This window comes from Paenibacillus turpanensis, assembly GCF_011421635.1.
In the GTDB taxonomy this organism is placed as follows: Bacteria; Bacillota; Bacilli; order Paenibacillales; family YIM-B00363; genus Paenibacillus_AK; species Paenibacillus_AK turpanensis.
In genome coordinates this window covers 67,699-90,880 of record NZ_WTLI01000013.1, presented here as the reverse complement: position 1 = coordinate 90,880, position 23,182 = coordinate 67,699, and the positions used below count along the sequence as shown (strand labels likewise).

The following is a 23,182-nucleotide window of genomic DNA, read 5'->3' as shown; positions in this document are numbered from 1 at the left end:
CCTTTTTTGAAAACAAGTTCTTTCTGACCATTTATGTTAGTGGTAAAAACCGGTTGGTAGTCCGGAATCAAGAGTTTCGGCAAGGGAGCTCCACTACCATGTTACGATAAGCATGTACCGAATTTTTGACCCCATTAAATTATGCTCGCAGTCAACCGAAGCCGGTTGGCTTTTTTTGCTAGGAGGGCAAGGCCGGGGCACAATTGTTACAGGACATCAACAAATATGTGATTTTTAAGCACAGTTTTTGTGCACAGCGCGTTAGTATCCGCATCCAATTTTTGCACATTGTGTGTAGGATCGATTGATTGCCAGTGAGTTCCAGCGGGAGTAAGATGGCGGTAACATCGAACAAAGGAGGTGATTGAGGAGATCAAGGAGAGGGGCGTTTGGTACCCGAGGTTTTGAAAGCGTTTACGGTTTTCGTTGCTTGCCGTGCAGTTTGAAGGGTTGAAAAATTTAGATTTGTGGAGGTGCAGCGTTTGAAGAAGCTGTTGACGTTCCTTTTGTCTGTTGTGATGGTTTTGTCCTTGTTCCAGCTGCCGGTTTCTACCGTAAAAGCGGGCTATGATGCGCTGCCTGCGTTTCCGGGAGCCGAAGGGTTCGGTTATGCCGCCGTAGGCGGACGAGGGGGAGAGGTATATCATGTCACAAGCTATGAGCTTAAGGGTCCGGGAACCTTCCACGACGCGCTTACAACAGCCGGCTCCACACCTCGTACGATCGTCTTTGATATTTCCGGTGAGATTACCATTCCACAGATTGTGCTTCGCAATAAGTCAAAGATTACGATTGCAGGGCAAACGGCGCCTGGCGGCGGAGTAACGATCCGCGGGAATAACATCCGTTTTATTAATTGCAGCGACATCATCATCCGGTACATGACCTTCCGTTTGGGAAGGCAGTCGTTCCAGGACGATACGATGTATTTTGAAGACTGCCAAAATGTAATCATAGACCATTCCTCTTTTTCATGGGGCACCGATGAAGTCTTGTCCATTAAAAGTAAGAACTACGAAGACCCGAAATCCAAAAACATTACCGTACAATGGTCGATCATTTCGGAAGGACTGCTCACGCACTCGATGGGCGGCTTAATTGAGATGAACACGATCACAATGCATCACAATTTGTATGCCCATAACAATGACCGTAACCCGAAGACCAAGGGCCAGATCGATTTTGTCAACAATATCGTTTACAACTGGGGCGGTTACCCTTATGTGGCAGGGGGAGAATCTGGAACGAAGGGCTACGGAAACGTGGTCGGCAACTATTTTGTTGCGGGATTAAACTCGGCCGACCCTCAATATGCCGTTGTCCGCGGGAATGAAAATTACAGCCTCTACTTGGATAACAACCGGATCGACAGCAATAAAAACGGTGTGCTGGACGGCAGCGATACGGGAATCGGGATGATGGAAGCCGAGCGTCCCAGCCTGATTGTACCGGAGCGCTTTGAATATCCGCCGGTACATACCCAGGAGCCGGAAGCCGCTTATGAGTATGTGCTGGATTACGCGGGCGCTTCTTTATATCGGGACGCCGTCGATCAGCGCGTAACGGATAGTGTTCGTTATCAAACGGGTGTCATCATCGGTCACGAGGACGATGCGGGAGGATTTCCGCAGCTGCCGAAGGGAACTGCTGCAGCAGACAGCGACCGGGACGGAATGCCGGATGCGTGGGAAACGGCGAAGGGGCTGGACCCTTCCAATCCGGAGGACCGGAACGGCGACAGCAATGGCGACGGGTACACGCATTTGGAGGACTACTTAAATGAGCTGGCCGCACCCGGATTTCCAGCGATCTATCCGATGTCGCCGCTGCCATGGGCGGGATCTCCTTTCATTCCACCGGTGCAGCCGACACCGGAACCGGAACCAGACCCTACGCCGGCGCCGATTTTGGATGGGGAGCTCCTGCGTAATGTAGTGATTCACGATAACAGCGGAAGCGGCAGTACGAACGCGGCGAATTATTCGATTCAGCAAAATCTTCAGCCGGGAGACTTTGTCGCCGGGGATCGCATGACCGGAAGCAATGGCTATCGATTTGTCACCGTACCTGATGAAGTAAAGGGGATGGAATGGATTCGTTCGGCCGTGGGCTCGAGAAGTTCCTCGACCGACGACTTGGTCTCCTTCTATATAACGGCGGATACTGAAGTGTATGTGGGGCATGATTCACGGATCACGACGCTGCCTGCATGGCTTAGGGCGTATGAGGACACCGGTTTGGTCATCGAGGACAGCCAGCCGGTTCAGTTTAAGCTTTATAAGAAGAATTTCGCTGCGGGATCTTTCGTTCAGATGGGTCCGAATGGCAGCACCTCTCGGATGAATTACTTTGTTATTGTGAAGCCTGCAAGTCCAGAAGCGGCTCCTCCTGCAGCGGGCCCGGCTGAGGTGACAGCTGCGCAAACAGAGGATAATGTCGTAGCTTTGCAATGGTCTGCCGTTGATGGTGCAGAACGGTACTTGGTTTATCGCGCCTCCATGCTGGATCACCGGTTCCGCGTGATTGCAAGTGCAGGGACGGAAGGATATACGGACACGGGTGCAGAGCAGGGAATGGTCTATGATTATAAGGTATCCGCTGTCAACGCCGGAGGGGAATCACCGCATTCTACATCAGTCTCGGTGTCTACGTTTGACCCTTCACAGTCGAAGCCTAGCGTACCGGCTAAAGTATCCGTTACATCCGTTAACAGTATTTCCGTCGGACTCGAGTGGGGACCTGTCGAAGGTGCGATGTACTATAGCATTTACCGGGCACCGTCGCAGGATGGTCCTTTTACGAAAATTGCCCACTCTTTATATGCAGACTATAACGATCTTACCGTTACCCCAGCGACAGCCTATTATTACCGAATTACGGCGACTGGAATTGGCGGTGAAACGGCAATGTCTGACACGGTCAGTGCTACAACCAAGCCGCCGGTGGCGATCCCGCAAAAGCCTGCAGGCTTAACAGCGGATGAAGTAACCACATCGAATTTTTCATTCCATTGGAATCCGGTTGAAGCAGCGGAATCCTACAATATTTATCGAAGAGCGGCCAATGAAAGCGCAAATGACTTTGTGCGAGTGGGCAGCGCTACAGCACCTTCCTACGTAGACGATAGCGTAAGCGTGAGTCGGAATGGCTACAGCTACCGCGTTACAGCCGCCAACGAGATGGGCGAGTCGGTACCGTCTGATGAGCTTGCCTTGGCGATGCCGCTGCCTGCTACGCCGTCCAATCTGACGGTAGGAGCTAAAGGGGAAGACTTTGTCGGACTGCTTTGGACTTCGCATGGCGGTGCCGCTCAGTACAATATTTATCGGGAGTCGGAAGGCAGCCCGGTCGTGATGGTAGGATACGCCAAGGTGGATACCTTCTATGATCGTTCCGTAGAACCGGGAATCGAATACACTTACTATATTAAAGCGCAAAACGCCAGCGGCGAATCGGAAGCGTCCAATGTCGTGAAGGTAAAAACGCTGGAAACACCCAAGGACGTTACTCCTCCTGTAACGACCACAAACGCGAAAACCGGTTGGCAGAATGCAGCGCAGGTTATTATACTAACAGCTGTCGATGCCGAAGGAGTGGTTGGCGCCACCTACTATAGTGTAAACGATGAACCGTTTGTTTCTGGAAATGAAGTGACGATTCATGAAGAAGGACTCCATACCCTCCGCTATTACAGTGTGGACGCGGCAGGAAATGAAGAGTCCATCCAACAGATTGAGATTCAGGTGGATGTTACTGGACCCAATGTGGTGCCAACCGTGACCACAACGGTTTACCGTTCGGACTCTCTGTCCCTGCCATTCCAAATCACGGATTCGTTAAGTGGTGTTGCGAAGGTGGAGGCCTCATTAAATGGGGGAGCCGCAGAGCTGCCGCTGACCGTGAATCCGTACACGTTATCGATAGGTGATCATCGCATTGTCATTACCGCTCAAGACCATGCCGGAAACGTTACGGTTTACGAGTCGGTGCTGCATGTAACGATGGACCGCGCTCACCTGGATAAGGCGCTGCAAATGGCCTCCGACAACGGATGGATCTCGAATCACGGCGTATACAATAGCTTGCGGGCGAAGGTGAAGCAGGTGCAAAACGCCAATCGCGAAGAGCAGGCCAGAAATGCCCTCATTGCGTTGGAACACGAAGTTACCGCCCAAAGCGGGAAGCATATTGATCAAACGTTTGCGCAGCATTTGCTGTCTGACCTTGGGTTCTTGATTGATCAGATCAAGGAATAAGCAGAAGAAACTTTTTGATGGCTGGGCGTTAACCCTGCTGGGTTACGGTTTTTAGTAGAATTGAATTTGAAGGAGGATGCATTCGCTGCGTCCTCTTTTTCTCGTTCCGCTCTTCCAAATCGTTCCTTGAATGGATGGAATCATGTACAATAGTTGGAGGAGTGTAAGCAAAATGATATAAAGGAGCAATCGCGTTGAATCATTTCAAAATTCAGCTAATGATCATTTTCATTTGTTCGGCCGCTGCATGGCTTGGACCGATGTTGTTTATTCGTACAGAACCTAACTACCTTTATTTATTGGCTGGATTATTTCTATCCTTTATTTTTGTTTTGATTTATACGTTGATATTAGAAATGGAAAAGTTACTGCAAAGATTTTGCAATAGCTTGCGTGTAATGTATGGGATTGGTTTTGTGACCGGAGCAGCACCGATTACGTATTTGATTGCATCGGGCTACATTAACCTTGATTTCGCTTATTTTTTTGCAGTGAATAGAGGAATCGCTTTATTAAATCCGATCTTTATTTTTTTGCTTATGCTTTTCTTGTTCGTTTATCACCTCATACGGCTGAAGGACGTATTCAGAGCGATTTATGAAACGAGCTTGTTCTATGCCCTTCCGGTAGCCAGCCTTTTCGTGGGATTTTATTTCTTTTCCACCGGGGAGTCAGAGGTTTTATTCGGTAATGTCGGACTCTTATATTTTCTATTGGCGGGGATTCTCCTAAGGACGAAATTAAAATTCCAGGAAAAGTGATAATACTTCAAAACTTCATCATCTAAGGAGATTTTATGAAAAAGCTGTTATTCGTTTGTATGTTTGTTTCTGCGGTAAGCGGGATGCTCGCTGGGTGTAATGATTCACCAAGTCCTGAGCCTGCTCCGGTACCAACGCCAACGCCCTCCATACAAGAGCCTGAACAGGTGCGGAAGGAGGCGAAAGCCGGGGATGCTCCCGCTCCGCAGGACAGGAAGATTCAACAACCGGAAGATCCATTCGTTTCTCTTATTCCGGAAGGCTGGCGAATCCTAGAGATACAGAAGGATGTACCTGTCAAAGCTGAAGGGGATATAAACCAAGACGGCATTCTGGATGCTGCGGTCGTCCTAGAGCAGACGAAAAGTCCAAATGAGGAAGCCCCGGCCCGCTCGCTCCTTATTGCATTTGGCGAGAAGGACCATTCGTATTCACTTTCGATCCTTGCAGACCATGTCATTTTAAAAGCAGATGAGGGCGGAATATGGGGAGATCCGTTTGAGGGCATTACGATAAATCGAGGCTCCATTGTGGTCAGCCATTATGGGGGCAGTAATTGGAGATGGTATAACGATTATCGGTTTCGATACCAGGATAACGATTGGTATTTGATTGGGGTGACGACGGGCTCCTATTATACAGGGAATGCCATTCAAGAGAATGCGGATGAAGAGGACTATAACCTGTTGACAGGAGATTATATCCTGCAAAGAACGGATGAGCAGGGAAAAACGAAGCAAATCAAAGGCAATCTGGGAAAACATGACCTCGCACCATTACGGGATTTCCATATCCAGGATGCAAATTTTCCGAAAATCAATGAGGAAAGTCTAGCTAAATAATCAAGGAATCATGCATAAAAGATGACATTACACCTGTAAATGATAAGGAGTGCAGAGTTGCCGGGATGCTGATTTGTGAAGCCAAAGACAATGAGCTGGAGTTAGTAAGAATGATTATGTTTGAGTCATTCATAGAGTACAAGGATAAGCTGATCCCTCCTAGCGGGGCGATCACGGAAACGGTGGACGCGATTCGGCAAAAAATTCAGGGTCGTGGCGGTGCTGTTTTGGTTTGGGCGGAGTCGGAGCCTGTTGGTTCGGCCCAGTATTATGTGGAAGAGGATTATCTGTATATCGGTCGGATTTCCGTTTTGCCAGCTTGGAGAGGAAGAGGGATCGGCCGAAGGATCGTTGCTTATTTGGAGGATACGGCTCGAACGAAAGGTCTTGCTCAAGTGAGGCTGGAAGTGCGACAGTCACTGCCGGAGAACGTCAACTACTATACGAAGCTGAACTATGTTCTCATCCAGGAACACGAGTACCCCTGTAAGAGGGACCGCTGGTATACGATGAGCAAAAGTTTGTCTGAACGTCATTTATGCGAAGGAGGTCAACGTATCGAAATCTAAGGTTCTGTATATTATGGCCATCCTTGAGGCATTTTTTTTGTCGTTACCTTTCTTATGATGTGCTTTCTTCTTCAGCTGGGGTTAAACCAGTCGATTATCAAATCCTTGATTGTTAGTGCCGTCTCCGGCATTTCTACTTATATTTATCTCGCAAACGTCAACGGGTTGAATTATAAGTTTTGGGTGGACGATTAAACTGAAACAACGCTAAGAAGGCAAGCGCTGCGGGTCTTCGGAAAGGATCGAAACAATGAAAAAAAGACACGTAATGAGGACCTTCTTGGTAGTATTGCTCATCATTGGAGGCTATCTGAGCTACGAATACGTTCAAGATCGCTTCGGTGACCGTAGAATTGTGCAAAATATTTTGGACCGGGATCGCTACGTGGTCGAACAGAACGACATCTATTTTAGCTTTCATACGACATTCCGTGACATGAATTACAGCGAGGGAACACTGCTGTACAATATGGTCATTAATGATGACGGGACCTTTACCACGGTAGGCTCGTATAAGGATTTTCAGCTAACGGATCTTGAGGGCAATGATATCCGAATTGGACAAATCGGGATTGGACCGGGCTCCGATTTTTCTTTTGGTATTGATCCAAGTGAGTATGAAAAGATAAAGAACGGATTTCACGTCCGATATTCCGGAATGTTTTTGTATCACTATTCGATACAGTAAGATCGAGCCGCGAAACCCCAAAACTGACTTCATTTAATAGCAGGGGGGATTCTTATCGTCATCACAAGGCCTGGTGAACACGATGTGGAGTCGATATACTCCATGTTTCAGCAATGCAGATTGGAGCTAGAGGCTCAAGGCATCCATCAATGGGACGAAATTTATCCGAATCGAGAAGTGATTCAGGAGGATCTCCAGCACCATACGATTTATATCTTGAAAGTTCATGGCGATATTGCAGGTGTTGTAACCATGGATCAGCTAGAGCCAGAACCCTATCGATCCATCGATTGGAACGATGCGAACGACAAGTATGCCATCATTCATCGGTTATCGGTAAGGCCAGAGCACCAGGGGAAAGGAATTGCGTTGGAATTGATGGAATTTGCCCATGCCTCTTGCATTCGAGAGCACTACAATTCCATCCGTTTAGATGTATATAGCGGAAATGATAGAGCGGTTTCGTTTTACCGCAAGCTAGGATACGAGCTGCGAGGTCAGGTTCATTTTCCTAGGAGGACACTTCCATTTTTCTGTATGGAAAAGGTGCTGACGTGAAGCAAGAGTACGATCGTCCTTATGAAGTTCATTACGAAATGTGAGAGTAGGCGAAAACATGGGATACATTATGGATTTGCGTAAAATGGTGGGCTCCCGGCCCCTAATTATGGCAGGTGCCTGTGTCATAGTGAAAAACGATGCAGGGCATATTTTGCTGCAAAAACGAACCGATACCAAGGACTGGGGCACGATTGGCGGAGCGCTGGAGCTGGGTGAATCTTTAGAGGAAGCCGCCGCTAGGGAATTACTTGAGGAAGCGGGATTGACGGCAGAGAAGTTCACGTTCGTCACCGTTTTGTCCGGAAAAGAGATGTACTTTAAGTACCCGCACGGGGACGAGGTTTATAACGTTTTGGCGGTTTATGAAGCGACGGGGGTCACGGGAGAACCGACAATCCAGGACGATGAGGGCTTGGAGCTCGCTTATTTTCCCTTAGACAAGCCAATTGCAAATCTCAACCCTTTTTCGGAGCTCTTACTTCGAAAAACTGGGTATATTCAGACATGACGCCTTGGCCGAAGCTTACGCAGACGGTACGAAGAGATGTAACGTATTACGTGAACGCCCATCAAAATCATTGGAATCAAATATTGCATTATTTTGCCTTTTTATTTGCGTTCCTTGGTTGGATCTTTTTGTTTGTGAATATTTGGGCAACCTTGGTATTGGCTGTGCTGCATTATCTCTTTTCGTGGGTCGGACACTTCTGCTTCGAGGGCAACAAGCCGGCGTCTTTTCGGTACCCCTGGGTCGGATTTTATGCGGGGTTTCTATGGTTTTTTATTCGAAGCTTTGAGCTGGTCAGCGGTAAAAGCGTACTGCATAAGCTGATTATGCAGGATACGAGGAGGGCCCCTTGAAGGTAGCTTTTTATTTCGACATAAAGGATGGCGCGCGAACGTGAAAAGTCTGAAAGAATATTGGAACGCTATGTTTCAAAGACCTGAGCTGTTTCCGAGATACGATTTGTGGCTGGATAAATATGCGGAGCAGCTCGCTGCAGGTAGCGGTGCGATTGTTGATCTCGGCTGCGGGCTGGGTAACAATAGCGTTTATTTGGTAGAAAAGGGAATGCAGCCGCTTGCATGCGATATTTCCGAAGAAGCGTTACACCGGTTAAAAAGCGTTTTGCCGGAGTGCGTCACGTATTGTTTTGATATGACGAAGGGTCTGCCGTTTGAGGATCAATCGGTTAAGGTGCTGATTGCGGACTTAAGTCTTCACTATTTTGACGCGCAAACGACGATTCAAGTCATTCAAGACATTCATCGGGTGCTTACAGAAAGCGGGTTGCTGCTCTGCCGCTTAAACTCCATTCACGAAATGGGTAACGTAGGGGAAGTAAAAGAAAGCACGGATAGCTACCTTTTCGAAAATGAAGGGATTTTTAGAAGATTTTTTAATCGGGACGAAATCCAACGCTTTTTTACGAATGAAATGTGGGAGTTTGTGCATATGGAAGAGTACGAGCTCGATCGGTACGAAAATAAAAAGGTATTGTGGGAGATTGCTTTAAGGCCGAAGCGTGCGTCTGGAATATAGGGGTCCCGCGCCCCGATCATGGGAGAACCATTTGCGAGTTGGTCCGAAAAGGATTCTCGCGCTGGGCAAGGGGAAGAAGGGATATCATGACCGATTTTGATGAAAAGGACTTTTATGAGCGGATCGGCAGGGAAAATGGTTGGGACTTTCGTTCTCTGAAGGTTCATGTAGAAGGAGCGTTGTGGGATTTCTATCCGCTGGTGGCGAGTTATTCAACTGAACGGCCGCGTTTATTGGATATCGGTTCTGGGGGCGGGGAGCTGCTGCTCGAGAACTGCCGGAATTTCCGGCACGTTGTAGGAATCGACCGATCAGTTGAAATGATAAAGAAGGCGCAGGAGCTTGCTTCTCTACACGGGGGCGTGCCGTTTCGATTTTGCCAAATGGATTCCGCGGAGCTGCTGTTTCTGGACGGAAGTTTTGACATCGTGTCGTGCAGGCACGCTCCTTTTCACCCGCATGAGGTATACCGCGTCCTTGGGGAGAATGGAATTTTCGTCACGCAGCAGGTAAGTGAACACGATAAATTTGATTTGAAAATGGCGTTTCAACGCGGTCAGTCTTTCGGGGTAAAAGATGGAGCTCAGCGAGCGGCCTATGTAGAAGCGCTGCATGCCGCTGGCTTCGCCCGCATTGAGGTTCAAGAATACAATGCGGTGGAGTACTATCCGTCGGTGGAGGATCTGATCTTTCTGCTGAAGCATACCCCGATTATCCCGCATTTTGGCGAACAGGATTGTGACTTTCAGTATTTGCGTGATTATGTAAATGTGAATCGAGATGAGAAGGGGATCCGAACGAACTCGAAGCGTTATTTGATCACCGCATTTAAAGGAAAGGGGGAATACGAGTACAGATGATCATACGAACCGAAGAAAAAAAGGACTACGAGGCGGTTTACTCTATTCATTATCATGCTTTTGGGGGACGGGAAGACGAATCTACATTAGTAGAGCGAATTCGGGCTTCGTCCCATTTCGTGCCGGAGCTCTCAATCGTTGCGGAGCAGGACGGACGGGTTGTAGGGCATATCCTGCTGAGTGAGGCCGTCGTGGTAGAGAATGACCTTGCGCATAAGGTCATTGTGCTTGCACCTATTGCAGTGATCCCAGATCAGCAGAAGCGAAAAATTGGCAGTATGCTGGTGGAAGAAGGTTTAAGCCGATGCCGTGAGCTTGGAGCGGGGCTTGTTTTCTTGATCGGCCATCCAAGCTATTATCCGCGCTTTGGCTTTAAGCCTGCTAGAGCATTCCAGTTTGAGCTGCTCCAATTCAAGGTACCGGACGAAGTGTTTATGGTTTGTGAGCTTGCGGCTGGTGAACTGGAGAAGGTAAACGGAGAGCTGCAGTATCCTGAGACTTTTTTTACATAAGCAGGATTTCGCAAAGAGGAAGGTACGTTGTTTACAAGAGTTATGTAATGGCGAGGGGGAATAAAGTTGAAATGGAGATGGAACAAAGGGATTGGCTATTTTCTGCTGTTCTGCTTATCCTTGCTCATGTTAGTGGTGGATCATCGTGGCATGTACTTTGGTGATTTTGTTTTTAAGTCGATTGGCATTCCTCCGTGGAGTAAGAGTCCCGGCGAAGGAATCCATTACCCGATTGTGTTCGGCGTTCTGCTGCTGGTGGTAAGCGGAAAGCTCTTCATGGATTACTGCAGGGGGCGGTACCCCAAAATAGGCCGAAGGGCTGTGTTAAGCTGTGTCATACTTATTTTTGCTTTTCCGACGCTTAGCTATTGGTCAACGCTCGCACTGAATGTGAATCGATCCGGCCTACCCACACTTGATTATTCGGCGAAGGATAGTCAATGTAATTTTAATACTGGGAAAGAAGAGGTCAATATACGGTGTGAGCTTCAGCTTATGAATTACGGTTCAAGTCCAATGCAGGTAGGCGTGAAGCCCTTGCTGCAGGACGAGTTTCATAAATACATTGGCTTATCTAAGCTTAAGATCGAGCATCAGGAGGTGCTGCTCCCGCCGCGTTCTAGCCATCGTTATACACTGAATTACACGGCACAGCCGCTGCAGCTGCTTTTTGGAAAAAGGAATTCTAGCGGATCTACGGCTGCCGGAGGCGTTCATTTTGTGCAGGGTGATGAAGAGAGGATTGTAATCTGGGAGTAAATCGACCTCGAAGAAGCATAATGGTGTTGGCGGTTGGCATAACTTTACTATTGAAATAGATAGAAATCGGGGATGAGGAGAGGCAGCGAAATGATGAAATATACCTTAGGGTTAATTAGACAAGACACGAAGGTTTTACTGCTGAACCGTGAAAATCCTCCCTGGATGGGCAGCTGGAACGGAGTGGGAGGAAAGCTCGAGGATGGGGAGTCGCCAAAAGCTTCGATGCTGCGAGAAATACGTGAGGAAACGGGACTTGATCTTCCCGATGCCATTTTTAAAGGAATCATAACGTGGTCAACACCGGAAGGTGAGGGCTTTGGCGGCCTTTATTTATATTTAGCGGAGCTTTCGGACGTTGTATGCTATCCCACACCGAGAAGAACGGTTGAGGGCATTTTGGATTGGAAGGAAGCCGAATGGATCTTGCATCAAGAGAATACTGGAGTAGCCTCCAATATCCCAGGCTGTCTGGAAAAGGTTCTGTATGATTTGGGTTGTTATCACTATCACAGCGTGTACATAGGCAATCGGTTGATTGCACAGCATAGCTCGAAGCTTGATCCGATGATTGAGGAAAGTGAACGGCTTCGTGAAGAGTATATCGCACAGTATTTGGAGACGCGGGGATTTCAGCTTGAAGCAGCGAAGCAAAAAATATAGGATACATAAATCATTTTACTGCTTAACGAAAGGTTAAGAGCAGCGAAATGATTTTTTTGTTTATATAGCGGCGTGAGAATCTACTTCCAAATCGTTCCTAGATTGGTTGCCATGTAGTACAATAAGGTAAATCTATTGCTTTGCCTATTGGAGTCGTACCTGTTGAAAAGGAGTGGTTGTATGATCGAATGTCCATGGTGCACGAAGAAGGTAGAAATTCATAATGATGTTTGCCCGGAATGCAACCATGAGGTGCTGCTTGATGCTAGGGGCAATGTAATATTCGAAAGCTTTCATGATAACGAAGACGAAAGCCCTTACATAGATAAAAGCATCGATCAAATTTTGAAAGAACGTTTCAAATGCGTAAAATGCGGTCATTCCGAGTGCGAAGTGAAAGAGGTTGCCATGACAGGCACGGGCATCAGCAAGCTGTTTGATTTCCAGCATAATCACTTTTTATTCGTGTCCTGTTATTATTGCGGCTATGTCGAGGTATACAATCCGGACATCCTAGCAGGAAAGAAGAGCGGCAAGCTTGGCACGGTGCTGGATATTTTGTTCGGTGGTTAATGAATATGATGGGGTTGACCTACTCACATGGAAGGAAGCCGGGAAAAGTAAAAGCACGAATGTGCGTTTACCTTCTGAGCCGACGATCTGACCAGATGATATGTATATTGATCAAGTAAGGGGGATTTATCTGCGTAAAACTCTCATCTTCGTTCCTTTTAATATATTGATGATGCTCATCTGGTTTTACGGGTCAAGGTTGATGTACTGGTGTTTGGAAGGTTACATCCCCGCAGCGCTTCTCATAGGCGGACCTGTTCTTGTGCTGACCGTATGGGTGCTCGGAAATATTTGGTTGATTCGAAAAACCCGAGTTTCTTGGACAATGGCTGCCCTGATTATCGCTGCTACTTTATTGCTCATGAACCTCGATCCCTGGCTAAAGCCGATCTATCTAAATGTGATGAACCGTCATGCGATGTTTCAATCCTTCGAAATATTGAAGTTTTTTAGGAGCTGGAAATAACAGGTGTCTAAGGCTGGTCCACCGGCAAGGAATGGCTTCAAAAGTATAAATCAGCGAAAAGGTGAAACCGTGAATGGGTTGGTAGGAAAGCGAGCGGAGCTGGTCTTCGTCCTTATTTGCATAATTTTGTTTTTTAGCTTTGGACCGAGCTTTGCGGTGATTTTTTGGTGTACACTGGGCGCATTTTTACTGCTGATGAGGAGAATCCCTTGGGATAAGGTGCCCGTTTTGAAACGGATTGTGGTTGCGGGCGGTATGCTTTTTCTTGTCAGCTTCCTCATGATTGAATTTCTCGTCATTTCCGAATATGACTGCGCTGAGGGCGACCGGCAAAAGGTTGATTATGTCATTGTTCTCGGTGCCGGACTGCGCGGAGACCAAGTATCGAATACGTTAAAGCATCGGCTGGACACGAGCCTTTCGTATCTTCAGAGCAACCCGAATGTCCCCGTTCTTCTATCAGGAGGTCAGGGGCCGGGAGAGACGAGAACGGAGGCCGCTGCCATGAAAGAGTATTTGCTCCGCAAGGGACTAGATAGTGAGAGAATCACGATGGAAGACCGATCGACAAGTACGGAGGAAAATTTGGCATTTTCCAAGGTTATCTTATCGGAAAAGGGCATTCAGGCACCTTCCATACTTCTTGTCACGAGTGACTTCCACATGTTTCGTTCCAAGATGATATCCAAGGCTCATGGCTTCACAACCCTTGGCCTTTCCAGTCCAACACCGGCTCTGGTTAGAATCAACTATATGCTGCGGGAATATTTTGCCGTAATCAACACTGCCCTGCGGCTATCGATGCTTGAAAATTAAGTGAAGCCTTACAGGGGGACTTTTCATGACCACCTTTTATCTCATTCGACATGGAGAACCGGATTGGGACTTAAAAAATGCGAGAAAGCTTCAGGGGCCAATGCGGGATTATGTACCTTTAACCCAGCGCGGGATTGCTCAAGCCGAAGAAGCAGGGGCGAGCCATCAACAGCTATTCTCGGTTTGTGACCTCATTGTATCTTCACCGTTTACAAGATCTTTGCAAACGGCAGCGATTCTTAACCGCAGATTAGGTCTGCCCTTACAGGTGGAGTTTGATCTGCATGAGTGGGTGCCGGACTCTTTTCAAAAGGAGAGTTACGAGGACATTCAAGCCCTGCATCGCGACTTTTATAAAAACGACGGCATATACCCGCAAGGCGAGACGAGACTGTGGGAGACGAAGCAATCGGTGCTGGACCGGACAAAAGCCGTGCTGGAGAGATACCTAACCTACGAAAATGTAATCGTCGTTTGTCATGGAATGGTCATCGCGATTCTAAAGGGGTATGGTCCGGGTCAGGTTGATTTATGCAGTGTTCATGAATATACGATAGAAGGGAGATAAGAAAGAATGGAGCTTTTTGCAAGAATCGATTGTAATTTCATCCCTGTACGTGAGCTGGAAGCATCCGTGGAATGGTACACGAAGAAAATCGGTTGTAAGCTGATGTGGATTCATGGGGATTACGCGGCGCTAAATGTAAACAGCGTACATCCGGAAGAAGGGCAGGCCAATACGAAGCTTGGACAGGCCATGGTGACGCTCGTTCAAACGAGTGATTTCCAGCCGTTACATTTCAGCTATCAAGATCGGAAGCATCCGGTAATTAATCTGTATACAAAAGATATTAGTCAAACACATGCGTTTCTTTCAGCAAATGAGGTCGAGGTAAGCGCCATCAATGATTTTGGCAAAATGCAAGGCTTTGACTTCTACGATCTCAATGGTCACTTGATCGGAGTTTGCAGCTTCTAATGACAGGTAGGGACTACAATAGGATTGAAATGAGGGTGGCCGACTCGGCTGCCTTTTTCCTTTCTAAAGAAGGAACGAGGAGATTCATGCAGAACTTATGAGACTAGAAAAAAGGTTAGGTGCCAAGTGCACCCGACATTCGGTGAGGAGGGACGTTTGTGAAGGGTGAGTTTGAAGTTTCGATTTCAAAAATTAGCACGCCGTTTAATTTCCCAAAGGTTCACTACCATGACTATTATGAAGTGTACTATTTGCTTTCCGGAGAACGGAATTATTATATCGAAGATCAGTGCTTCCCTATCCAAAAAGGTTCCTTGGTGTTTGTTAATAAGAATGCGCTGCATAAAACGATGATGGCCAGCCGTCCGGAGCATGAACGTTTTTTGATTTATTTCTCCGATTCGTTTGTAGAGCCTTCGCTTCAAGAGCAGCCGGACCTGCTGCTGCCTTTTACAGCTCCACCGAAAGTTTTTGAGCTGAATTTGCAGGAGCAGGCGTTCGCAGAAAATTTATTCCTGCAAATGATAAGTGAGTACTCGGATCCGCAGAAGAAGGGGAGAAGCTTGTTTTTCCGCTCCTTGCTCAATCAGCTGCTTTTATTTGTCATACGAAAGATACCGGATAAGCCGGATCAAGAGACGCTCTCGGCAGCGGGAAAATCCATTCACGAAATCATTCGCTACTGCAACGAGCATTACAAAGAGCAGCTTACGCTGAATCAAATCTCAAAGGATTTCTTTTTATCGCCATCGTATGTGGGACGGTTATTTCGAAAATATACAGGGTTTTCATTCCCGGAGTATTTGAATTCGCTTCGTATTCGCGAGGCGCAGCGGCTGCTTCGTGAGGAGCAGTTGAAAATCGAGGATGTGTCCCAGCGGGTCGGATATATCAACAAAACGCATTTTAACAAAACGTTTAAGCAAATCACGCAGATGTCTCCGCTCCAGTATAAAAAAATGACGGAAGGAATGGACGACGTTACGCTGAGATACTCAAGTGAATTTTTGGAAAAGAACAAATAGGGCGTTGGAAGTGCGGAAATAGATAACTTTTAAGAAAAAGGCAATTTTGTATGTGCGGAAATAGCAAACAATTGCTTTTTTCGCAATTCTAATCATCGAAAGCGGTTACAATCCTGTGGTACGATATTCGCAGAGGTTGGAAGCGCTATCAAAAATGCCTTCCAGCTAAGTAAAGGTGAGGAGGATGTGCCCAGAAGGAACGCTTAGCATCGCATTCGTGTGGAGTGTTTTATAAGAAGAAGGAAACTTGGGAGTCGAGTCATCGATCTTTTATCTGAAGCTAGGCTTAGCCTGTTTCGGGAAGAGGTAAGAGCTTCTGGGGCGTCTTTCTGCGCACATTTTCACCCATCAAACATGTCCGTACTTTGCTTAGGGGGTAATAGGAATGGCGATGATGACAAAAACAAAACGTTTGCTGGCTGCGATGGGAACGGTCGGGTTGCTGGCTAGCAGTGTGGCCTGCTCGACTCCGGAGAGTACGCAAACCGGCTCCGGTACACAGGAAGCAGACGCGAATAAGCCGCTGGACTTAACGATTATGGCGGTGCTGCATACTCCAGATATTCCAAGCGGTCCTGTTATTAGCGAGATCGAGAAGAAAACGAACACCAATCTCAAAGTCAACTGGGTCCCTCAAGGGGTATATGAGGAAAAGGTAAACGCCGGAATGGCTACTGAAACCCTGCCGCAAGCAGTATTTGTCGGGAATGTGGCGATCTACAATAAATTCAAAAGCTCGCTTCGTGACGGTCAGTTTTGGGAAATCGGACCTTACCTCAAGGATTATCCTTATTTGAGCAATCTCGATCCGGTCGTCCTAAAGAATAGTGCGATTGACGGTAAGATTTACGGACTGTATCAATCGACGCCATTATCGCGCCAGGGTGTCATTTATCGGAAGGATTGGGCGGATAAGCTCGGCTTGCCGGAACCGAAAACAACCGAGGATTTATACCAAATGATGAAAGCGTTTAAAGAAAAGGATCCGGACGGCGACGGACAGGACAATACTATTGGCGTGGGCGACCGGAGCGATCTTGTATACGGAGCGTTTAAGACGATCAGCTCTTACTTTGGAACCCCGAACTACTGGGGAGAGAAGGATGGTAAGCTTCAGCCGGAGTTTATGTTCCCGCAGTATATCGATACGATGAATTTCTTCAAAAAGCTTTCGTCGGAAGGACTCATTAACCGCGATTTCCCGGTAACGAGCAAATCCGATCACGAAGCGCTGTTTAAATCCGGTAAGGCTGGTGTATATGTAGGCTGCCTTTGTGCCGCTCCGGGATACCAAAGGGATATGCGCAAGACGAACCCGAATGTAGAGCTGGCTGTGGTTAACCGCATTACAGGGCCGGATGGCAAGGAAGGCGTATGGTCGGTGCCGGGCTATGGCAACATGGTGCTGTTCCCGAAATCTGCGGTGAAGGACGAAGCCGAGCTAAAAAGAATTTTGGCGTATTTTAACCACGTGATGAGCCCGGAAATTTACAATCTGCTCACGCATGGCATCGAAGGGAAGCATTACGATCTTGTTGACGGCAAGGCCAAAGGCTACCGGGATGCCGAAAATGTTGCGATTAAAGACCGCGAGGTAAGACCGCTGCTCAGCCTGCGGATCGGCGGCGAAGAGACCATCGACGGCTTGAAGGCGTATGTAGACGACCCGCTGCAGGAGAAGACCAACGCCGCAATGGCCGATAACAACAATATTTTGATCAATAACCCGGCTTCGGCGTACAGCTCGCCAACCGAGGACCATAAGGGGCTGCAGCTCCAGCAAATCATCACAGACGCGACGTACCAATATATTTTGGGCAAAATGGACGAATCAGGCTTCCAAGCCGCAGTTGAAAAGTGGAAGTCGGAGGGCGGCGACAAGGTAATTGAAGAGTATAACGAGCAGCATGCGAAGTTTAAGTAACGACCTAAAGACCTGGCCTTAGGCCGGGTCTTTGAGTTGTTAGGCCGATAAGCGGCCGTTATACTAGAAAGAAAAAACAATTCGGAGAGGAAAAAGATAGATGAAATACAAATATAACTTTACCGATGAGCCGAAGGAAGGGTATGTTTCGGTTCCTTTCGAGCCGGAGCAAGGAGCTCCTCTTTACCAAGCATCCACAGGCTATGGATTTGTAATGGAAACCTGCGCGATTCCCGCTCGGGAGGTTCATGTCGAGCAGATTCAAGCGAACGGTTCGGGGTTTACGATACAGGAGTCTTCTTTTTTTGCGGAGCAGGGCCTAGAGCAGGATCATTATAATCACTTTGGTATGGCATTTCGGCTGCAAGCGGAGCCTGGAGCTTACCGGATCTATGTAAAAACAACCTCCAATGCAGCGGACACAACAGTGTCGGTTTCCGCGATGCAGGGCACAAAGCTGGTGCAGGGTGGACATTGGGATGCCGCGAAGCTAGTTCCTGTAAAGCATTACGCCGAAGCAAACGGGAATGAGTGGACGTTTGCTTTCGCAAATGGAAGATCGTTTATTGAAATCGAGATTGAGCCGAAGCATGTAGGTACCCCTGTCGGTATACAAGAAATTGTGCTGGAGCCGATCGCCTTGGAGCCGCGCGAGTCCACGGAGTTACCGACGGTGTTTTTGCTGGGAGATTCGACTGTGAAGTCTTATATTTTTGAAGAAGCGCCGATGAGCGGATGGGGACAGGTCATTGATCGGCTGTTTGATCCGAAGAAAGTGCGGATTGTAAATTATTCCATGGGCGGCCGTTCGTTTAAGAATGCCTACACAGAAGGGCGGTTTAACGATCTTGTATTAAGCGGCAATGTCGGCGATTATGTGCTTATCCAGTTCGGCCACAATGACGAGAGAGCGGATGAACATTGGCGTTTTGGCCGCGGCTCTATCGAGTCCTCCTATGAAACTTATATCAGAGAGGTCTATATTCCTGCCGTCCGTGCCAGGGGGATGCTCCCGGTTTTAGTGACACCGATGTCGAGAGTTCTCGGGGCTGCACAGCCGGGCCATGTATACACGGATTCCTTTGTGAACCGGCGTTTTCCCGAGATTATGCGGAAGGTTGGCGCCGAGCTCGGCATCCCTGTGGTCGATTTAAACGCGCGCAGCGTGGAGTATTACAATGAAATTGGCGTTGAGGCAACGACAGCGCTCTTTATGTCTATCGAAGCCGGTGAGACTCCGGGGAAAACGAATGACGGCAGCTACGCCAACGGGCATCCGTCCAATAAGATTGACGGTACGCATTATAAAGAGGCGCTTTCCAAGCAGTTTGCCCGGCTCGTTGTAGCCGAGCTTGTCCGTCTCGGCGGTGCCGGAGACCGTGTTGCAGGAGAAATTGCGGCCTTCTTGAAGGACGAGGTGCTGGAAGCTGTGGAAAGCGGTGACTGGTCGGGCATTTACCCGGAAATGACCACAGACACGCTTACCGGGCAAGGCTCCTACTACCGCAACCAGATTGAAAAGCTGCGGCAGCTGGGCGTTATGCAGTGCGGTGAGAATGGAAGCTTCGAACCAAGCAGGCCGATGATGGCAGGCGAGTTTATGGATGCTCTCGGCAAAGTGCTTGGGCATTCGCTGAGTGCGGTTTGTGCGGGTTATGAACGGGCGAAGGAGCTTTCGCGCGAGGTAATGGGAGCAATCTTGTACGACGCTTATATGGCTAGATTCGAGAATAAGCCTAAGTATATGACGGATTATAATGGGAAAACGGTGAAGCCCGGTGATGCGGGCTATGACCCAAATTTGGATACGGGCGCTGCCGCGACAGGCTATGATACTATGGTTTCATACGATCGCCTCACGGACACCGCTGAGATTGATCCGCAATTGGCGGATAAAGTAAAGGCAGCTTATGAACTCGGACTTTTCCGTTCAGAGAAGGGCATTGTGAGAGGGAAAATGATGAATGGTACGGAGCTTGAACCGAAGCTGATCGTAACCCGGGCAAAGGCGGCAAAGGCGTTATATTTTATGTGGGTGCTTGCTCAGCCGGTAGGGATAAATAACGATGTAAGCACATTACAATAAGCTAAGCAGGTCCATGTCGTTTTAGAGGATACAGCGTTGAAAGAGACGTTGTATCCTTTTGTTGTTTTCCTGAAATTGTCATTGGTGATAGAATAAGAAAAGGAGATGAGGAGGGGCTTTCTATGATAAAAGGTTTTCGTATAAAAACCTTGTCGCTGCTCTTGATTACCGCGCTTCTTCTTAGCGGATGCATCCATTCGACAAAGTGCGCATGCGGTGAACCCGTGGAGGATCAGGCGCCAAAGCAGGGGAACGAGAAATCTTAACGTTTATTGGGATCGATGAGTAACCGAATAAATAGGAACAAATGTTCTGTTTTTGTGTGATAGGCAGTGTTATAATAGACAAGTACAATTGAATCTTGGGTGGGCATGGTTTCCCTTCGAAAGGAGGTGAGGCCATGGAAGTTAAAGACGCAATTCTCATCATGATCGGATTTGCAACCTTTGTCGTTGCTCTTTTAACGTTCATTGGGAATAACTTCAAGAGAAAGTAAAAACCCACCCCAAGGTTAACGGCCGAAGGTGGGTTCTTTAGGTTTACGACCTGGAAGGGAACCCCATCCAAGCCAATTGTACAGCCGGGTGTTCGCAGCACTCGGCTTCATTACTTCAAATCATATCATAAGACAAATTGAAATGAAACCCGCGAATAACGAGATCAAGTCAACACCGACCGGTGCTGTTGAAATAATAAGGGAGAGTGTAAACATGAGCACAATTCATTATGACGGAAGAATATTCAAAACGATCAATAACACAGCGAATGGCGAGGTCAATCAACAAACGATTTTCCGTTATTATCAGAAGGATCAAGTCGTATGGGCGGACTATTCCGGAGGCGGCATTATCGTCGGGCATCTGGTAGCGGTTGTTGACGATGAGGGCGGATTGGATATGAGATACCATCATATTAACGAATCTCTTGAGCGGATGACGGGAATTTGCAAATCGAAGCCGGAGGTTTTGCCTGATGGCCGCCTAAGAATGCATGAGGAATGGGAATGGACGTGTAAAGACCGTTCTAAAGGATTTTCCGTGATCGAGGAAGTAATCGATTAGAGGCTGAGGTGGCTCATGCCTTGAATAGGGCTCCGGATGCTGGAAGATGACCGGGATTTTATTGAATTCGGAAAGTAAAAAAATCGACCGTAAAGTTGGATGATTTCATGACACCCAATATCAAAAGACTAATACCACTTATCGAATCGCTAGAGAAAAACAAGATCAGCTACAACCTTGGCGGGAGCGCCCTGCTTTATTCGATGAAGCTAACGGATCAGGTGAATGATTGGGATGTGCTGGTTGACTGTCCCAAGGATCACCTGCTTCGCAGCATTGAAGCGTTTCCTTGGATAGAGGAACACAGTGGTGACCCTCCGTTTGCGAGTCAATACCGAATCTGTATTCCGGATATTAATGTGGATTTGATCGGTGGATTTGCATTACATACCGAAACAGGTATTTTTCGCGTCCCTTTGGTCGATTCCAGAAGCTGGAATGGAGTTCGGCTCTCCAGCCCTGAACTGTGGTTTGTCGCTTATTCTTTAATGCAGAGAAAGGCGAAGGCGGATTTGCTATTGAAATACTTGAAGTCCGGCGGTGCGGCGCCAAATCGTGAGTTGCTGCAACGGTTGATAAGGGAGCAAGCGATTCCCGACTTCATAAAAGCAGATTTACATGAAGTATGGGAGAGCAGTTAATCGGCGACCAGCGGTGACCCAAGGTTTAAAACGTCATTCAAGAATTTTGCATGGAGTCAGCTGTTGACACAGGTGGGGTTGCTGAAACCTTTTGTTTTAACACCACTTGGCTGGATAAACCATCTGCAGCGAGAAGCCATTCGAAAGTAATGAAACGACGATTTTTGAAGTTGTTTTGATGGATGTGGATGACGAATAATACAAGTTCGCGATTAAGAGGGGGCTCAGGGGAGCCCCCGTTTTTTGTGTCTGAAGGTCTTACTCTTTGACAATAAAATCCGCTGTCATATTCTCCATGCCTGGGGCGGAGGTCATGATCGTAAAGGTCCCCGCGCGGTCAGCGGTAAATGTGGTTGATTTCTCCTGATTCGGCCCCACATCTTGTATCATGACATCGGTTCCTTTCATCATTAAATCGTTAACCACACCTTCTTGGTTGCGGAAGGTCAGCTTGATAGAGCTTCCCTTATCGACGGTAATGCGGTCCGGCGTAAACATCATGTCTTTGGCCGTAATGACGATATCAATCGGCTTGGCAGGCTCGCTGGAGCAACCGGCAAGCAGCGAAAACAATAGCATCAGCATAGCAGGCAGAATCAACGTTTTGGCTTTTTTCATGAACATTTTGCACACTCCTCCGAAAATAGTTTACAAGAATTCCTGACGAACCTGTGGAAAACAATACCAGCTAGTTGTGGAGAAGTGATGGAGAATAATCAAAATATTTGTCTCATAGGTATAGCACAAATAAATTCAAGAGTTGGAAGGAAGTCATAGAATCGGGATGAAAGGGGGATTTCACTTTAATCTTGCGTTCCTATTCTTGCACCACGGAACGACAAGTTCAATACACCTAGAGGAGGGTTATAATGAGCACGCCCAATACGATCTTGCTAGTGGAAGACGAGCGACTGCTTGCCCAAACTATTAAGACATATATAAAGGGTGAAGGATACAAAGTGGAGATTGCTTATAACGGAGCAGAGGCAACGGCGGCATTTGACCGAGTACAGCCAATATTGGTATTGCTTGACATTCGTCTTCCGGATGCATGCGGTATCGAGATATGCAAAGATATTCGATCCCGTTCCAACACCCCGATCATTATCCTTTCAGGTCGCAATCAGGAGGAGGATATTCTAAGAGGTCTTGGGGCCGGAGCGGATGATTACATCACAAAGCCGTTTCGACCACGGGAGCTGGTTGCCCGTATAAAGGCGATGCTGCGGCGGGTTTGGATGCCGGAACCTAAGCTGGAAAATATCATGGTCGGCGATATCCGCATTGAAAAGAAACAAAAACGCGTATGGGTGGGAGGCCACGAGGTAGAGGTTACGCCGATTGAATTTAAGCTGCTGCGGGTTTTCATGGAACATGCGGGGCAGATTCTTTCGAGACAGCAGTTGATCGAACGGGTACACGGTCATTTTTACGAAGGCATGGATAGAACCCTGGACAGCCATATCAAAAATTTAAGAAGCAAAATCGAAGAAGATCCTAAAAACCCTCAATATATCGTTACCGTGTTTCGAGAAGGGTATCAATTTCAGAGGCTGCAATGCTTAAACCCAAGTACAAAATGACGGTTGCGATATTT

Annotated in this window: 28 protein-coding genes; 27 read left to right on the top strand and 1 reads right to left on the bottom strand. The window is 47.6% G+C overall.

What is annotated here, in order from left to right; genetic code table 11:
- Positions 1 to 473 precede the first annotated feature (473 nt).
- The 26 genes from GQS10_RS13615 to GQS10_RS13495 all read left to right on the top strand — a co-directional run bounded on the left by GQS10_RS13615 (position 474) and on the right by GQS10_RS13495 (position 21,585).
- Positions 474 to 4,256: an OmpL47-type beta-barrel domain-containing protein gene (locus GQS10_RS13615; protein WP_341805069.1), complete on the top strand. Its 3,783-nt coding sequence runs from the start codon at positions 474 to 476 to the stop codon at positions 4,254 to 4,256.
- Positions 4,257 to 4,450: 194 nt separating this feature from the next.
- Positions 4,451 to 5,017 (top strand): hypothetical protein, encoded by a 567-nt coding sequence (locus GQS10_RS13610; protein ID WP_166243062.1) that lies wholly within the window; start codon positions 4,451 to 4,453, stop codon positions 5,015 to 5,017.
- Positions 5,018 to 5,052: 35 nt separating this feature from the next.
- Positions 5,053 to 5,859, top strand: a complete 807-nt coding sequence (locus GQS10_RS13605) for a hypothetical protein (protein WP_166243060.1) — start codon at positions 5,053 to 5,055, stop codon at positions 5,857 to 5,859.
- 110 nt (positions 5,860 to 5,969) lie between these two features.
- The gene (locus tag GQS10_RS13600) at positions 5,970 to 6,428 is read left to right on the top strand and encodes a GNAT family N-acetyltransferase (protein WP_166243058.1); all 459 of its coding nucleotides are present in this window, start codon (positions 5,970 to 5,972) and stop codon (positions 6,426 to 6,428) included.
- Between the two features lie 54 nt (positions 6,429 to 6,482).
- A complete protein-coding gene (locus tag GQS10_RS13595; protein WP_166243056.1) occupies positions 6,483 to 6,623 on the top strand; it encodes a hypothetical protein in 141 nt (46 codons plus the stop codon).
- Between the two features lie 85 nt (positions 6,624 to 6,708).
- Entirely contained in the window at positions 6,709 to 7,116 is a 408-nt protein-coding gene (locus tag GQS10_RS13590) for a hypothetical protein (protein ID WP_166243054.1), read from the top strand.
- A 102-nt stretch (positions 7,117 to 7,218) separates the two neighbouring features.
- Positions 7,219 to 7,674, top strand: a complete 456-nt coding sequence (locus GQS10_RS13585) for a GNAT family N-acetyltransferase (protein WP_166243052.1) — start codon at positions 7,219 to 7,221, stop codon at positions 7,672 to 7,674.
- A 58-nt stretch (positions 7,675 to 7,732) separates the two neighbouring features.
- Complete coding sequence (locus tag GQS10_RS13580) at positions 7,733 to 8,185, top strand: NUDIX hydrolase (protein ID WP_166243050.1); 453 nt, start codon at positions 7,733 to 7,735, stop codon at positions 8,183 to 8,185.
- Complete coding sequence (locus GQS10_RS13575) at positions 8,182 to 8,538, top strand: DUF962 domain-containing protein (RefSeq protein ID WP_166243048.1); 357 nt, start codon at positions 8,182 to 8,184, stop codon at positions 8,536 to 8,538. Before GQS10_RS13580 ends, GQS10_RS13575 begins: the two co-directional genes overlap by 4 nt.
- Before the next feature lie 40 nt (positions 8,539 to 8,578).
- Positions 8,579 to 9,220, top strand: coding sequence for a methyltransferase domain-containing protein (locus GQS10_RS13570; protein WP_166243046.1), 642 nt, complete (start codon positions 8,579 to 8,581; stop codon positions 9,218 to 9,220).
- An 86-nt stretch (positions 9,221 to 9,306) separates the two neighbouring features.
- Positions 9,307 to 10,080: a class I SAM-dependent methyltransferase gene (locus tag GQS10_RS13565; protein ID WP_166243044.1), complete on the top strand. Its 774-nt coding sequence runs from the start codon at positions 9,307 to 9,309 to the stop codon at positions 10,078 to 10,080.
- Complete coding sequence (locus GQS10_RS13560) at positions 10,077 to 10,592, top strand: GNAT family N-acetyltransferase (RefSeq protein WP_166243042.1); 516 nt, start codon at positions 10,077 to 10,079, stop codon at positions 10,590 to 10,592. The genes GQS10_RS13565 and GQS10_RS13560 overlap by 4 nt, the downstream gene beginning before the upstream one ends.
- Positions 10,593 to 10,658: 66 nt before the next feature.
- Positions 10,659 to 11,351, top strand: a complete 693-nt coding sequence (locus GQS10_RS13555) for a hypothetical protein (RefSeq protein WP_166243040.1) — start codon at positions 10,659 to 10,661, stop codon at positions 11,349 to 11,351.
- Positions 11,352 to 11,441: 90 nt separating this feature from the next.
- Positions 11,442 to 12,014: an NUDIX hydrolase gene (locus GQS10_RS13550; protein WP_166243038.1), complete on the top strand. Its 573-nt coding sequence runs from the start codon at positions 11,442 to 11,444 to the stop codon at positions 12,012 to 12,014.
- 180 nt (positions 12,015 to 12,194) lie between these two features.
- Positions 12,195 to 12,587 (top strand): zinc ribbon domain-containing protein, encoded by a 393-nt coding sequence (locus tag GQS10_RS23790; RefSeq protein WP_166243036.1) that lies wholly within the window; start codon positions 12,195 to 12,197, stop codon positions 12,585 to 12,587.
- Between the two features lie 100 nt (positions 12,588 to 12,687).
- The gene (locus GQS10_RS13540) at positions 12,688 to 13,053 is read left to right on the top strand and encodes a hypothetical protein (protein ID WP_166243034.1); all 366 of its coding nucleotides are present in this window, start codon (positions 12,688 to 12,690) and stop codon (positions 13,051 to 13,053) included.
- A 156-nt stretch (positions 13,054 to 13,209) separates the two neighbouring features.
- Positions 13,210 to 13,869, top strand: coding sequence for an ElyC/SanA/YdcF family protein (locus GQS10_RS13535; protein ID WP_166243032.1), 660 nt, complete (start codon positions 13,210 to 13,212; stop codon positions 13,867 to 13,869).
- A 25-nt stretch (positions 13,870 to 13,894) separates the two neighbouring features.
- On the top strand, positions 13,895 to 14,437 hold the full coding sequence (locus GQS10_RS13530; protein WP_166243030.1) for a histidine phosphatase family protein: 543 nt from the start codon (positions 13,895 to 13,897) through the stop codon (positions 14,435 to 14,437).
- A 6-nt stretch (positions 14,438 to 14,443) separates the two neighbouring features.
- Complete coding sequence (locus GQS10_RS13525; protein WP_166243028.1) at positions 14,444 to 14,848, top strand: VOC family protein; 405 nt, start codon at positions 14,444 to 14,446, stop codon at positions 14,846 to 14,848.
- Between the two features lie 158 nt (positions 14,849 to 15,006).
- Positions 15,007 to 15,873 carry a helix-turn-helix domain-containing protein gene (locus GQS10_RS23670; RefSeq protein WP_166243026.1) on the top strand — a complete coding sequence of 289 codons (867 nt, stop codon included), beginning with the start codon at positions 15,007 to 15,009 and terminating at the stop codon, positions 15,871 to 15,873.
- A 385-nt stretch (positions 15,874 to 16,258) separates the two neighbouring features.
- A complete protein-coding gene (locus tag GQS10_RS13515; protein WP_243735150.1) occupies positions 16,259 to 17,797 on the top strand; it encodes an extracellular solute-binding protein in 1,539 nt (512 codons plus the stop codon).
- A gap of 100 nt (positions 17,798 to 17,897) precedes the next feature.
- Positions 17,898 to 19,883: a GDSL-type esterase/lipase family protein gene (locus tag GQS10_RS13510; protein WP_166243024.1), complete on the top strand. Its 1,986-nt coding sequence runs from the start codon at positions 17,898 to 17,900 to the stop codon at positions 19,881 to 19,883.
- Between the two features lie 122 nt (positions 19,884 to 20,005).
- Positions 20,006 to 20,149 carry a hypothetical protein gene (locus GQS10_RS13505; protein ID WP_166243022.1) on the top strand — a complete coding sequence of 48 codons (144 nt, stop codon included), beginning with the start codon at positions 20,006 to 20,008 and terminating at the stop codon, positions 20,147 to 20,149.
- A gap of 134 nt (positions 20,150 to 20,283) precedes the next feature.
- Positions 20,284 to 20,379, top strand: coding sequence for a putative holin-like toxin (locus GQS10_RS23165; protein ID WP_243735149.1), 96 nt, complete (start codon positions 20,284 to 20,286; stop codon positions 20,377 to 20,379).
- 214 nt (positions 20,380 to 20,593) lie between these two features.
- Entirely contained in the window at positions 20,594 to 20,944 is a 351-nt protein-coding gene (locus GQS10_RS13500; RefSeq protein ID WP_166243021.1) for an avidin-fold protein, read from the top strand.
- Positions 20,945 to 21,039: 95 nt separating this feature from the next.
- On the top strand, positions 21,040 to 21,585 hold the full coding sequence (locus GQS10_RS13495) for a hypothetical protein (protein WP_166243019.1): 546 nt from the start codon (positions 21,040 to 21,042) through the stop codon (positions 21,583 to 21,585).
- A gap of 258 nt (positions 21,586 to 21,843) precedes the next feature.
- Here the strand turns inward: GQS10_RS13495 and GQS10_RS13490 are convergent, their stop codons facing one another.
- Entirely contained in the window at positions 21,844 to 22,209 is a 366-nt protein-coding gene (locus tag GQS10_RS13490; RefSeq protein WP_166243017.1) for a cupredoxin domain-containing protein, read from the bottom strand.
- Positions 22,210 to 22,454: 245 nt separating this feature from the next.
- Between GQS10_RS13490 and GQS10_RS13485 the strand changes: the two genes are divergently transcribed.
- Complete coding sequence (locus GQS10_RS13485; protein ID WP_166243015.1) at positions 22,455 to 23,168, top strand: response regulator transcription factor; 714 nt, start codon at positions 22,455 to 22,457, stop codon at positions 23,166 to 23,168.
- The last annotated feature ends 14 nt before the right edge of the window (positions 23,169 to 23,182 follow it).